Source organism: Microcystis panniformis FACHB-1757, assembly GCF_001264245.1.
GTDB classification, from domain to species: domain Bacteria; phylum Cyanobacteriota; class Cyanobacteriia; order Cyanobacteriales; family Microcystaceae; genus Microcystis; species Microcystis panniformis.
On sequence record NZ_CP011339.1, the window covers coordinates 4,438,512 to 4,453,222 of the forward strand.

A 14,711-nucleotide genomic window follows, 5' to 3' on the forward strand; every position below is an offset into this window, starting at 1 on the left:
TCATCCATTTGTGAGAGTAGATCATCCATTGTATAAACTTGGAACTCTGCCTAAACTGAAGCTAAAGGGAATCAAACAATTCTTTGTTCATTCTTTAAGAACTATTCGTTGTCTCTACAGACTGCTATATTATTGATTGGAGAACACACCTACAATGTCTGCTCAATCCTCAACCTCTAGCCTAACTGCTTTACAAAAAACACCGATCGCTATTATTGGAATGTCGGCCTTATTTGCTAAAGCCAAAAATTTACAGGAATATTGGGAAAATATTCTCGGTAAAGTGAATGGAATCACTGAAGTGCCAGAAAGCGCCTGGAATTTAGAAGATTACTATGATCCAGACCCGAAAGCACCAGATAAGACCTATGGTAAATGGGGGGGCTTTTTGCCAAAAATTGATTTTGACCCCTTAGAATTTGGTCTGCCACCTGATACGTTAGAAGCTTTAGATTCGGCTCATTTACTTGGTTTAGTGATGGCTAAACAAGCTTTAGAAGATGCGGGTTATAACCAAGGAAAAGAGTTTAATCGAGAAACAACAGGGGTTATTTTAGGAGGAAGCGGCCTCTGGAAAAGCATTACTCCCTTAACCAGTCGTCTGCAATATCCTCTCTGGAAGAAAATCTGCCAAAAAAGTGGTTTATCTCAAGAACAAACCGACAAAATTATCGAAAACATGAAGGCAGCCTATGTGCCTTGGCAGGAAAATTCTTTCCCCGGTATGTTACCAAACGTCGTAGCGGGTCGTATTACTAATCGCTTTGATTTAGGAGGAACTAATTGTGTGGTGGATGCAGCCTGTGCGAGTTCCTTAAGTGCTTTAAAAATGGCGATCAGTGAATTAATCGAAGGCCGTTGTGACATGATGCTTACAGGGGGCTTTGACACGGATAATTCCATCCTTAACTATATGTGTTTTAGCAAAACTCCAGCTTTTTCTAAGAAAGATTGTCTCAATCCCTTTGATGCTACCTCCGATGGCATGATGGTAGGGGAAGGATTGGGAATGCTGGTGATTAAACGGCTTGAGGATGCAGAACGAGACGGAGATCGCATCTATGCAGTGATTAAAGGCATCGGGACTGCTAGTGATGGTCGTTTTAAAAGTATCTATGCACCGCGTCCTGAAGGTCAAGTTAGATCCTTACGGCGCGCCTATCAAGAGGCGGGATTTTCTCCCGCTACCTTGGGGTTAGTTGAAGCCCATGGTACTGGAACACCAGCAGGAGATTTTTGTGAATTTACAGCCCTGAATGAGGTTTTTAGCGAAAATAACCCAGAAAAGCAAACGATTGCTCTGGGTAGTGTCAAATCTCAAATTGGTCATACCAAGGCGGCGGCGGGTGCTGCAAGTTTAATTAAAACGACTTTGGCCTTACATCATAAAATTCTTCCTGCTACCATTAATATTACCGAACCCAACCCTAAATTTAAGATTGAAGACTCGCCTTTTTATCTCAACACTGAAACCCGTCCTTGGTTGCCCAAAGGAGAGACACCGAGACGAGCCGGGGTTAGTTCCTTTGGCTTTGGGGGAACTGATTATCATGTGGTGTTAGAAGAATATACGCCCAAATTACCCCAAGGAGAAAATCGAATTCATCATCGTCCCCAATCAATTTTACTCTGGGGTCAAAATCCCGAAGAATTAAGACAAACTTGTCAAAAAGCTCTAGAACAGTTGCAATCTCTTCAAGGGTCACAAGTTTATATTGAACTACAAAATCAAAGCAAATCGGCTCAACTTCCCTTAAAGGTTGCTAGAGTGGGCTTTGTTGCGACTTCCTTGGCTGAAGCTATTAAATTACTGCAAGCAGCCGTTAAACAGTTGCAAAAACAGCCTCAAGCAGAGGCATGGGAACATCCCCAAGGTATTTATTACCGTAAGACGGGGTTATTACTGGAGGGAAAAGTCGTAGCATTGTTCCCCGGCCAAGGTTCTCAATACCTGAATATGGGTCGAGAAATTGCCCTAAATTTGCCAGAAATCCAAACCGCTTATCAAAAATTGGACATATTGAGAGCTAAAGCGGGTTTAACGCCCCTTTCAGCAGGAGTATTTCCGATTCCTACCTTTAACGAGGTGGACGAAAAACGGCAAACCTCTTTACTGCAACGGACGGAAAATGCTCAACCTGCGATCGGGGCTTTCAGTGTAGGACTGTATAAAACGTTGCAAAAGACGGGATTTAAGCCAAATTTTGTGGCCGGTCACAGTTTTGGGGAATTAACCGCACTCTGGGCCGCAGGCGTTTTCACCGACGACGATTATTATTACTTGATCCAAGCTAGAGGCCAGGCCATGGCCGCACCGAAAGGAGCCACCCCTCAAGGGGCGATGTTAGCGGTGACGGGGAAAGTATCTCAGATAGCGCAATGGGTTGAAGGAATGGCCAATGTGCAGATTGCTAACTATAATGCACCTGAACAGGTGGTATTATCGGGATTAGCCTCAGAAATTGCCACTATTGAGAAGATTTTAAGCTCTCAAGGCTATCAGGTTACGCCTTTACCCGTGTCTGCTGCTTTTCATACTTCTCTAGTACGTCATGCTAGTCAACCCTTTGGGAAAGCGTTGGATCAAGTGACGTTTCATGCGCCCCAACTTCCGGTTTACGCTAATGTGACGGCAGCCCCTTATCCCAAAGATTTATCGGGGATGCGTCAGCTTTTAGAAGCTCAGTTGTTGAATTCGGTTCAGTTTGTCCAACAAATTGAAAATATTTATGCTCAAGGCGGATATTGCTTTGTGGAAATTGGACCGCGCCAAATTCTGACTAACTTAGTTAAACAGATCTTAGGCGATCGCCCTCATCTGGCCATTGCGCTCAACCCCAGTCGGCAAAAGGACAGTGATGTTCAACTGTCACAAGGAGTAATGCAGCTTCGAGTTTTAGGTTTACCGTTAAACGATCCGGAAAATGCAGCTTTGACGGTGAAGAATTCCTCAAGCAAACGCAAAGGTATGATCCTGAAGCTGAATGCAACCAACTACATCAGCGATAAAACCAAAGCTTTGATCGGAGCTGCATTACAACCTGATTCACCTGCGGAAATAGAACCGTCAGTTGATTCCCAAACGGTTGAATCTAAGTGTGAGGAAGTGAAAGGGTCGGAAAACGAGGAAATTTTAGCCTCTATTCCTTCCGTCAACCCTTATCCTTCTGATTCTCAGCCTCTTTCAGAGGAAATTCCAACACTCAATTTATCTATTGTTTCTCAAGATCAAACTGTAACCATGACTATGAACAACGCTATTTCTAACAACATCAACCCTATTTTACAAGCATTCTACCAATATCAACAGAGTCTTGCCAAGGTTCACGAAGAGTACATTAAACATCAATCCCAGAGTTTTCAATCAGTGTTGCAGTTATTAAAACAAAAAGAGATGACAGTAGTTGCTCAAATTGACGAACTCTCTACTCCTGCTGCTTCTTCGGAGAATTCAAAATTTGATCGGCCAAATTCAGAGGTTTCCTCTGTTAGTTTTCCTGATCCTACCCCTTTTAAGTCTGAACCTCAGCCCTTACGGACTCCAGAACCTCAACCTTTAAACACTGCACCTCAACCCTTACCGACTCCCGAACCTGAACCTGTTCACATTTCCCCCATTGTCAACTACTTAGAACCTCGTCAACCCATTGCAGCCATCTCTATACCTGAACCTGTGTCAGAAGTGAGCGAACCTTCTTTAGACTCCATTCAAGATGATGCACTAAGTCAAGCCTTATTAGAGGTTGTCAGTGAAAAAACAGGCTATCCTACGGAAATGTTGGAATTAGAAATGGATTTAGAGGCAGATTTAGGCATTGACTCGATCAAACGGGTAGAAATCATGGGAAGTCTGCAAGAAGCTTTCTCTGGGTTGCCCAAACTTAGCCCTGAAGCGTTAGCAGAAAAACGTACCCTAGCCCACATTGTTCAGTACTTGAGGGAGAAAATGATGGTGACAGAAAAAAAAATAGCTTAGTTGTTACCTCTACCCAGTCTAACCATCGAAAACACGGTGATATTGGACGTTATCAAATGAAACTGAAGCCCCTTGCTGCACCAGATTATTGGGATTTTCCCTCAACCCCTGATCAAACCTGTTTGGTGACCGATGATGGTTCATCTACTACTGCCCAAGTTGCTCAAAGTTTGCTAAACCAAGGCTGGCAAGTTGTGGTTCTCAGTTTCCCTCAATTCCTTATTCCTGTGCGTTCTTCTCTTCCTGCGGGGGTTCGACATTTTGTTCTCAATCATTTAAGTGAAGAACATTTACAAGCACAATTGGGAGATATATTTAAAACTTGTGGACTGATCGGCACATTTATTCATTTACATCCTCTCTCTCAGGGGTTTAATCAAGATCAAGAGACTTCAATTAACACCGATCAAGCGATTGTTAAACAAGTGTTTTTACTAGCCAAACATCTTAAATCTTCTCTGACGCAAGCGGCCAGTCAAGGACGCAGTTGTTTTCTCAGCTTAACCCGTTTAGATGGAGAATTTGGTCTCAGTGGAAAACGAGAATTTAGCCCTATTAGTGGCGGTTTATTTGGCTTAACGAAAACCTTAAATCTAGAGTGGGAATCGGTCTTCTGTCGCGCTCTAGATATTAGTCCCGACTTAGATGAAATGACAACGGCTCAAATTGTTTTAGCTGAATTGCATGATCCTAATAGCTTAATTCAAGAGGTGGGTTATACCCCAAAAGGTCGAATGACTTTGACTTGTGAATTAGCTTCTTTGAGCAGTAATTAGGGAAAAGTTAATAGTTAGAATAAAATTAGCTGGGCGCGAGCATTGCGCCCCTACAGAATTATATTTATTCAAATAAATTACGGTATAAATTCTGATTTTTAGCTAATATATACTAACTATTAAATATCAACTATCAACTATCAATTATCAACTAACACGGTATGTTCCCCATGATTAATGATACTCAACTTAATTCATCTTCGGTGGTTATTGTCAGTGGTGGTGGCCGAGGAATTACGGCTCAATGCGTTATCTATTTGGCGCAACAATATCATTGTAAATTTATTTTATTAGGTCGTTCGCAAATTTTAGATCCTGAACCTGAATGGAGTCTTTCTTGTCAAGATGAATCTGAGTTAAAGAGGCAAATTATGCAACATTTAGCAACTCAAAATGAAAAACCAACTCCGAAAAAAGTTCAAGCACTGTATCAACAACTCTGTCAAAGTCGGGAAATTAAGCAAACCTTATCAGAGATTGAAAAAGTAGGAGGAAAAGCCGAGTATTGCAGTGTTAATGTTACCGATTCACAGCAAGTAAAAGCAACTTTAAGACCGATTATTCAACGTTGGGGAGAGATTACGGGCATTATTCATGGTGCGGGAACGTTAGCAGATAAATTAATTGAAAACAAAACTGAACAGGATTTCGATAAGGTTTATAGTGTCAAAATTGATGGGTTAAATAGTTTATTAGGTTCCCTAGAAGTTAACCGATTAAAATTTATTGCCTTATTTTCTTCTTTTGTTTCATTTTATGGCAATATCGGTCAATCTGACTATTCTTTAGCTAACGAAATTTTGAACAAGTATGCTTATTTACTTCAACAAAAATATCCTAAATGTCATGTGGTTTCTATTGGGTGGGGTCCTTGGGATGGGGGAATGGTGACACCACAGCTTAAACAGTTGTTTGAGCAGCAAAATATTAAGGTTATTCCTCAACAAACAGGGGCGCAAATGTTAGCAGAAGAATTAACCAAAACTCAAGCTAAAACCCCTCAAATTATTGTGATGAGTAACCCTATTTCTCCTTCTCCTAAACTGGTTACACCGCAAAAGCATAGTTACCGTTTATATCGTCGGTTGACGTTACGAGGAAACCCTTTCGTTTATGATCATGTCATCGGGGGAAATGCAGTTTTACCCGCGATGTGTGCCTTAGCATGGATCACTAATAGTTGCGAACAACTTTATCAAGGATATCGTTTTTTAAGTTGTCATAACTATCAGGTGCTTAAAGGAGTTGTCTTTGATAAAAGTTTAGCTAATTTGTATTGTTTGGATCTGACTGAAGTTGATAAAACAGAAGATGAAATTAAATTTGAAGCCTTAATTTGGAGTGAAACCGCTAAAGGAATTCCCCTTTATCATTATCGGGGGATTATTAATATTACTAAACAAGTAATAGCTGAGAGAAAACTTGAGGAAAGTATTCAGACTGTTACGGAATCTTTCCTTAATTTACAACCCTATCAAGCAGGAGTTCTTTTTCATCAGCCCAGATTTCAAGGAATTAAGAAAATCTTAGAAATTAATAAAAACGAACTTGTTTTTAACTGTTACTTACCTCGAATTTCTGCACAAGATCAAGGACAGTTTAGTGTTCAATCCTTTAATTCTTATACGGCTGATCTCTTGTTTCAATGTCTTTTAGTTTGGGTCAGAAAACACTACAATTCTGGTAGTTTACCCCTAAAACTAAATGAGCTTGAGCAGTTTAGTTCCCTCCCTTTTAATCAAGAATTTTGGATCAAATTATCCATTAATGAACATAGTGATACTAAGGTAATTGCTAATGCACTTGCTTATAATTCTCAAGGGAAAATTTATTTAGAAGCAAATAATATGGAGGTTACTTTGAGTTCTTGTCTTAATGTTTTGTTTCTTAACAATACGGTGAATTCATCGAATACTGTTTGCTTGTAATTTTTTCTCAATTGATACCCTATTTACATTTTCACAGGAGATATTATGAAACCTTCCAAATTAGCGATCGCTGGACTAAGTGGCTTCTTTAATCAACTGTTAACCAGTCAACAACTATCAGCTTTAATTTATCAAGGAAACTCCCTTGATTATTCTAACAAACCGATTAGTGATCATTCTTGGTCTATCTTATCAAAGATGTCTGATCAAGGGTTAAAAGATTGTACTTGTAAGATAGGAAAAAAAGTCGCTTTAATTACTGCTAATAATATTAGCAACAATCAAGAAACTGAGCTTAAAAATATTAGTTATCAATTGGAAAGATTATGGAATTGTTCCATTGTTCCCTTTCAATTAACCCAAGGATCTGATTCTTTATTAAAGTCTCTCGAATTAGCCCAAATTCTCTTAACCGCCAAAGAAGTTGATACAGTTATTATTAGTGCGCTTAATAGGAATTGTGAGTCTATTATTGGCGGAGCTTTAATCCTCAAAGATTATGAAACAATCCCCAACAACAATAATACGCTTTTTTACGGGATTATTGATAGCTTTAGTAAAATAGTTAACCCCTTATCTTCTCCATCAGTTGCGATTAAACAAAGTTGTCAGCAAGCATTTAAAAATGCTAAGATTCACCCCTCAAATATTGGTTATTTAGCTGTTTCCTCAAGAGAGATAGATCAAGGGTTATTAGAAGCTTATTATGCTAATCATAATAACCTAACTTGTGCAGTTGGAACAGTCCAAGAGAATAATAATAACTTAGGGATAACTGAAGATTTAATTAGCTTAATTAAAACAGCACTTTGCTTAAAAAATCGTTATCTTCCTGCTTCCGCTCAACTGTTAACTTCTAATCTTACTCAAGAATGGCAAAATAGTTCTTTTTATCTACCTGATGTATCACTTCCTTGGTTTCTTGAAAAAGGACAAGAAAAACGCTATGCTGCGCTTAATTTAGTCAATCAAAATAATACTTATAGTCATTTAATTTTATCGGAAGCAACTCCTCAAAGTACACCCAATAATGGCTATTTACCCTATGCACCATTTTATCTATTTCCCCTCGCTGGAAATGATAGTTCATCTTTACAAAGTCAGCTTGATAACTTAACCCATAGTATTGAAAACAGTTTCTCCTTACCCCATCTTGCCAAAGAGAATTTTATTCAGTTTCAACAGAATTCTCAGTCTCCTTATGTTGTAGCAATTGTTGGGAATAACAAAGAAGCTTTGCAAAAGGAAATTAAACAGGCTAAAAAAGGAATTGATAAAGCCTTTCATACAGGAAAGCCGTGGAAAAGTCCCCAAGGAAGTTATTTTACCCCTAAACGGTTAGGAAAAGTGGGTAAAGTCGCTTTTGTTTATCCTGGTGCGTTTAACTCCTATTTAGGAATGGGAAGAAATCTTTTTCAATTATTCCCTAAATTATGGGAGAGAGCAGAGAGTTTAATTAGTGATCCTGCTACCTTTTTTCAAGCAAACTCTCTTTATCCTCGCCGTCAATCTCCCCTTTCTAAACAAGACTTAGAAACCCTAGAAACTCAATTCATTGCTAACCCTTTATCTCTCTTAGAAACGGGAACGGGTTTTGCGGTTTTATTCACCGAAATTATGCAGAAATATTTTAAAATTAAACCTGATGCTGCCTTCGGTTATAGCATGGGAGAAAGTACCATGATGTATTCATTAGGAGTCTGGCCAAATGCGGATCAAGGAAGTCGATTTGTTCATTCTTCTCCCCTATTTAAAACCCGTTTAATGGGAGCTAAACAAGCCGTTGCAGAATCTTGGGGTCAACCGATAGATGAAAATTCATGGAGTAGTTATGTTTTAATGGCTACAGCTGAAGCAGTTCAAGAATGTTTAAAAACAGAAAGTAAGGTTTATTTAACCCATATTAATACCCCTCAAGAAGTTGCGATCGCAGGAGATTCTCAAGGTTGTTTACGGGTGATTGAAAAATTACAATGTGATCGGTTTCGTTCGCCTTCTGATATGGTTTTACATTGTGAAGTTATGCAATCAGAATACAATGAGTTTCTTAAGCTAAATACGGTGACAATAGGAACACCACCTGATACTATTTTTTATTCCTCTTCTCATTATGATTCTCTGGCCTTAGAACAAGAGAAAATTGGTGAGCATTTAAGTCAAGGAATGTGTCAAATGTTAGATTTTCCTCGCTTAATTGAACGCACTTATCAAGACGGGGTGAAAATTTTTCTAGAATTAGGATCAGGAGGAAGTTGTTCTCGTTGGATATCGGAAACTCTTGGTCAAAAAGAGCATCTTGCATTGTGTATTAATCGTCGAGGTGCTGATGATTTAGCGACCATTATTAAGATGTTAGCACAATTAGTCAGTCATGGGGTAGAACTAGACTTATCCCCTCTTTATTTAACAGATGAAGCAGAAACCTTAGAGGCGATTTTTAAGACAGTGTTAACCACAGCACCCAAAGCTAATATTGAACCCCAAACCGATCAACAAAATTCAATTATTCGAGAAAATACTGCTTCTCAAAAAGTCGCTGCTTTAGTCGCTTCTTCTACTCAAACTCTTTCACAAGTTCCAACCATTTCTACAGTTGATCATTTAAGAACAAGCGTTATTTCTTCTCATCCTAAAACCGTTAGACCTTGTTTATTTGATCAACCTGAGATCCTCGAATTTATTGAAGGTAAAGTCTCTAAGGTTTTTGGTCAAGAATATGAACCCATTGATCATTATACCCAACGAGTCAGAATGCCGTCTCCTCCCTTTTTGTTCGTCAGTCGGGTGACTCAATTAGAAGGAAAATTAGGTGATTATAAATCAGGTTTCATCGAAACAGAATATGATGTACCAGAAGATGCTTGGTATGCAGTAGATGGTCAATTAACGGTAGGAATTTGTAAAGAAGCCGGCCACGGACTCCTGATGCTATTAAGTTATATCGGGACAGATTTTGAAAATCAAGGAAAACGCTCTTTCCGTTTATTAGATTTATCTGCAACCTTCTTATTTGAACAACCTGAAAATGTTAAGTTGTTACGGTGTCGAGTTAAGATCACCTCTTCGGTTAAAACTGATGATAGCTTATTAATTTTCTTCCAAGGAGAGGTGTTAATTGGGGATCAAGTTTGGATGAAACTTCATGACGGTTGTGCTGGACTCTTTTCTGATGAAGAATTAGAAAAAGGACAGGGAATTGTGCTAAAAGAGGCTGAAGAAAAAGAAAGAAACTTGATTAAAAGACAACAGTTTACTCCTCTTTTAACTTGTTCTAAGTCATTCTTTAAAAAAGAAGAACTTCTTAATCTAAGTCAAGGCAATATTGAGGCTTGTTTAGGGAAAAACTATCAACAAAATGGCTTAAATTCTTCCCTCAGATTACCCCCAGAAAAACTCTTAATGTTAGAGAAAGTGATGATGGTAAATCCTCAAGGAGGAATAGCTGGACTAGGGTTAGCAGTGGGAGCAAAACAGATCACTCCTGAGGACTGGTATTATTCTTGTCATTTTAAAAATGACCCCACTTTACCGGGGAATTTAATGATTGAAGGAAGTATCCAACTGGTGCAATTTTATTGTTTATGGTTAGGGTTACAAACTCACAGGAAAGATGCTCGTTTTCAGGTGATTCCTAATCAAACCCAAGCAGCCCGTTTTCGGGGACAAGTGACTCCCCAACATGGAACTTTAATGTATCAAATGGAGGTGTTAGAAATTGGACTTTCTCCTCAACCTTATCTTCTGGCTAATGTGGATGTTATTTTTGGCGGAAAAACCATTGCTACTATTAAAAATATTGGTGTTCAACTGGTAGAAAAAACAGACACCATTCCCAGTATTTTCCCACCCATTGAGTCAGGAACATTCCCCCATATTTCCCAATTATCAAAACAGTCATCGGTTTTATTTAATGAAAACCAATTAAAAACCTTTGCTAAAGGATCAGTGGCTGCCTGTTTGGGATCAGAATTTGACATTTATGAAAATCGTCAATCGGTTCGTTTACCTAACGGGGAGTTTCAGTTAGTCAGTCGGGTATTAGACATCGAAGGTAAACGTCATGAATTGCAAAAACCATCGGAAATTATTACCGAATTTGATGTCAAAGAAAATGCTTGGTTTTATAAACATAATGCCTATCCCACTTTGCCCTACTGTACTTATATTGAAATTGCCGGTCAACCTTGTATTTTCTTAGGGGTTTATATGGGAGCAACTTTATTATTCCCAGAAGATGATCTTCATTTTCGTAATTTGGATGGACAGGGAACAATTCTCAAAGAAATTGACCTCCGTAATAAAACCATTACGGATAAAGTTCGTCTCCTTTCTACCACCGCTATTCAAGGGGCAATTATTCAAAAGTTTGAGTTTGAGTTATCTTGTGAAGGTGAGCCTTTTTATCGGGGAAATATGGTCTTTGGAGACTTTAGCACAGCCGTGTTAGCGAATCAAGTGGGACTTGATGGTGGAAAACGTCTTAAACCTTGGTATCAACTGAATAATTTATCCGATTTAACCCTACAGGAAATTAATTTACAAGATTCCTTAACTCACCAAAACTTCTATTCAGTAAATCCTGAAAAACCCCACTATCGTCTTTCTCAAAATTATCTTGATTTTATCGAAAAAGTTTTCCTAATTGAAGATGGGGGTAAGTATCAAAAAGGATATATTTATGCCAGCCAATCAATTACTCCCGAAGATTGGTATTTTCCCTTCCATTTCTATCAAGATTCCGTGATGCCTGGTGCCTTAGGCGTTGAGTCTATTCTTCAAGCTATGCAAACTTATGCGCTGCAATTAGACTTAGGCAAATCTTTCAAAAATCCTCGCTTTGGTCAAGCCATTAATCATCAAATCACCTGGAAATATCGAGGACAAATTACACCCGAAAATCGTTTAATGTCTTTAGAAGTGCATATTTCCGATATTCGAGTCGAAGATGATGTAATCACAATTATCGGAGATGCCAGTCTTTGGAAAGAAGACTTAAGAATTTACGAAATTAAAGACATCGCCCTGTGTCTATTAGACAGTGAAGAGTGAACAGTTAACAGAGACCAGTGTATCTCGACTACTCGGTTAGTGCATTAACCATCGAATTGGGATAACCCCAGTTACCAGTGAATAGTAAACACCCATCTTTCTTTTCCGTCAGTTTAAAGTCAACAACAATGGAGAAATAAACCCCATGTTAACTAGCCATAACCCTCTTACTAGCTCCCCTAAACCATCTATCTCCTTTGATAGTGAAGGAATTCGAGAAAAATTAGCCAATTTAGAGCAGCCTTGTTATGTATATGTCAAAAATAACCAGATAGGACTTTCTCACGAACCTAATGCTGATATACTGCCCCGTAGCATGATTAATGCCCTATCACCCCAACAATTAGGCGATCGCGCTTTTTGTGACTTTCATGGTTTAGACTATGCTTATGGGGCGGGTGCAATGGCCGGGGGTATCGCTTCCGAAGATTTGGTGATTTCTCTGGGAAAAGCGGGATTTTTAGCCAGTTTTGGGGCAGCCGGGTTAGTTCCCCAACGGGTTGAAAAAGCCATTCACACCATTCAAGAAGCTTTACCCAATGGACGATATGCCTTCAATTTAATCCATAGCCCCTCAGAGGAAGCCCTAGAACGGGGTTCAGTGGAACTTTACCTCAAATATGGGGTAAGAACTGTTGAAGCCTCTGCTTACCTGGATTTAACCCCCCATATTGTCCGTTACCGAGCATCAGGATTACATCTAAATTCTCAAGGCGATATTGAAACCCAAAATAAGATCATTGCCAAAATTTCTCGGACCGAAGTTGCTCAGAAATTCTTAAAACCTGCTCCCCCTAAACTGCTGAAAGCTTTAGTTGAACAGGGACAAATTACAGCCTTACAAGCAACTTTAGCTGAAAAAGTTCCTTTAGCCGATGATATAACCGTTGAAGCTGACTCTGGTGGTCACACAGATAATCGTTCTTTGGTTTGCCTTCTCCCTTCTATTATTGCCTTACGCAATGAGATTCAACAGCAATATCAGTATGAGCGTTCTATTAGAGTGGGGGCTGCTGGTGGGATTAGTACTCCAGAATCAGCCTTAGCGGCCTTTATGATGGGAGCGAGTTACATTATCACAGGTTCGGTGAATCATGCTTGTATTGAAGCGGGAACATCTGAACATACCAAACAATTACTTGCCCAAGCAGCAATGGCCGATGTGGTAATGGCCCCTTGTGCTGATATGTTTGAAATGGGGGTGAAAGTTCAACTCTTAAAACGGGGAAGTTTATTCCCCATGCGCGCGCAAAAATTATATGATTTGTATCAAACTTATGAGGGAATTGATGCCATTCCGACCGAGGTTCGTCAAACCATAGAAAAGCAAATTTTCCAAAAACCATTAGAGGCCGTTTGGCAAGAAACCCTTGCTTATTTTCAAGAGCGAGATCCCGAACAAATTGAACGAGCAAATAATAATCCTAAACGGAAAATGGCTTTAATTTTTCGCTGGTATTTAGGGCTTTCTTCTCGTTGGGCAACCAGTGGACAGCCACAACGAACAATGGATTATCAAATTTGGTGTGGTCCGGCGATGGGTTCATTTAACGATTGGGTTCGAGGAACTTATTTAGAATTTTCCGAAAATCGTCAAGTGGTGGATGTAGCAACTCATATCATGCGCGGTGCAGCTTATCTCTATCGTCTGCAAAGTCTGAAGTTACAGGGGGTTAATCTTCCGTCTCCCTATCATTTTTATCGACCCACGCCTCTTTAAAAACCCCCTTATGAACCTTGTGCTGGAATTTTCCCATGATGACTAAAAATGCCAATTCTCCCTTTTCTGTTGGACTTCCCGCCCTTTATTTAGTGGCCTTTTTATCGGGAATTTCCCTAGGGTTATTTAACCCCTTTGTTTCTACCCTTATGAAAGAAAAGGGTTACGACAATATTGTTATTGGGGCAAATTCTACTCTTTACTTTTTTGTCATTGCCGCAGGAACACCAATTGTGGCTAGTATTCTTCGCCAAATTGGATTAAGAAAAACCATGATGTTAGGATTCCTTTTAATGGGAATAACTGCACCTCTATTTGCCTTTACTACTCAATTATCTCTTTGGTTTATCATTCGTGGCGTTATGGGTTTGGCCTGTTGTTTATATCTGATTTCTGGACAAACCGCTATTAACTATTTTTGTAATGATCAAAATCGAGCCATGGTTAATGGTTTAGATGCTTTAGCTTTTAGCTTAGGTTTTGGTATCGGTCCGATTATGGGAGCAGTCGCCTATAATCTTTCTCCTAAGATCACTTTTTTATTAGGAAGTGGCTTGATTTTAAGTGGAATTGTTGTTGTCTTTTTTGGATTACCAGAGAAAACGGTTAAGTTTCAAAAGCCCAATTTTAGCATTATTCAAAAGCTCAAACTTCCCCTACAAGGAGCTTTTGCTTATGGCTTCAGTGTTGCCACCTTAGTTTCTCTTTATCCACTTTTTTTACTCGAACAAAACTATGGTATTGAGCGCATGGGTTTAATCTTTGGCTTGTTTATTTTAGGCGGATTAATTTCAACCGTTCCTATTACTCATTTAGCCGATAAGATGGGTAAAGTTAAGGTTTTAGTCGGTAGTGTAATTATTGTAATTGTTTCAGTTTTTGGCTTATCTTTAATCGAAAATCCCATGATTACCCCCTTTTTAGCTTTTGTCTCTGGGGTAGGAATGAGTCCCATTTTTCCCTTATCATTAGCCCTGATTGGTTCTACCGTTACCCTTAATGAATTATCCTCTGGGAGTGCTGTCTTTACCTCAATTTATAGTGCAGGTTGTACCGCCGGTCCCATTCTATCAGCTATTGTCATGACCATGATGGGAACTCGGTATATCTTCTCATTAATGTTAGTCATTTTTGTCTTATTTTTGCTGAGTTTAAGTCAGTCCCAAAAGTCCCATTCTGACTATCAACATTCTTCGGAGAATAGTTAGGAAAGTTTCTTGAATTTTAACTACACTAATTAACCCCATTCACAATTTATTCAA

General features: G+C 39.1%; 6 protein-coding genes. All 6 read left to right on the forward strand.

Annotation, left to right across the window (positions count from 1 at the left end; genetic code table 11):
- The first annotated feature begins 154 nt into the window (after positions 1-154).
- Positions 155-3,976 carry a type I polyketide synthase gene (locus VL20_RS21245; RefSeq protein ID WP_052277692.1) on the forward strand — a complete coding sequence of 1,274 codons (3,822 nt, stop codon included), beginning with the start codon at positions 155-157 and terminating at the stop codon, positions 3,974-3,976.
- A 56-nt stretch (positions 3,977-4,032) separates the two neighbouring features.
- Positions 4,033-4,752, forward strand: a complete 720-nt coding sequence (locus tag VL20_RS21250) for a Rossmann-fold NAD(P)-binding domain-containing protein (protein WP_052277693.1) — start codon at positions 4,033-4,035, stop codon at positions 4,750-4,752.
- Between the two features lie 170 nt (positions 4,753-4,922).
- Entirely contained in the window at positions 4,923-6,680 is a 1,758-nt protein-coding gene (locus VL20_RS21255; RefSeq protein WP_052278538.1) for an SDR family NAD(P)-dependent oxidoreductase, read from the forward strand.
- Positions 6,681-6,725: 45 nt separating this feature from the next.
- Positions 6,726-11,729, forward strand: coding sequence for a 3-hydroxyacyl-[acyl-carrier-protein] dehydratase FabA (locus VL20_RS21260; RefSeq protein ID WP_052277694.1), 5,004 nt, complete (start codon positions 6,726-6,728; stop codon positions 11,727-11,729).
- 145 nt (positions 11,730-11,874) lie between these two features.
- A complete protein-coding gene (locus tag VL20_RS21265) occupies positions 11,875-13,449 on the forward strand; it encodes a PfaD family polyunsaturated fatty acid/polyketide biosynthesis protein (protein ID WP_052277695.1) in 1,575 nt (524 codons plus the stop codon).
- A gap of 35 nt (positions 13,450-13,484) precedes the next feature.
- The gene (locus tag VL20_RS21270) at positions 13,485-14,657 is read left to right on the forward strand and encodes an MFS transporter (protein ID WP_002761930.1); all 1,173 of its coding nucleotides are present in this window, start codon (positions 13,485-13,487) and stop codon (positions 14,655-14,657) included.
- Positions 14,658-14,711: the final 54 nt, after the last annotated feature.

Bases quoted from the DNA above. Each gene is read 5' to 3' on its own strand.
- VL20_RS21270 (WP_002761930.1), top strand. From the start codon at position 13,485: ATGATGACTAAAAATGCCAATTCTCCCTTTTCTGTTGGACTTCCCGCC.
- VL20_RS21265 (WP_052277695.1), top strand. From the start codon at position 11,875: ATGTTAACTAGCCATAACCCTCTTACTAGCTCCCCTAAACCATCTATC.
- VL20_RS21245 (WP_052277692.1), top strand. From the start codon at position 155: ATGTCTGCTCAATCCTCAACCTCTAGCCTAACTGCTTTACAAAAAACA.
- VL20_RS21260 (WP_052277694.1), top strand. From the start codon at position 6,726: ATGAAACCTTCCAAATTAGCGATCGCTGGACTAAGTGGCTTCTTTAAT.
- VL20_RS21255 (WP_052278538.1), top strand. From the start codon at position 4,923: ATGATTAATGATACTCAACTTAATTCATCTTCGGTGGTTATTGTCAGT.
- VL20_RS21250 (WP_052277693.1), top strand. From the start codon at position 4,033: ATGAAACTGAAGCCCCTTGCTGCACCAGATTATTGGGATTTTCCCTCA.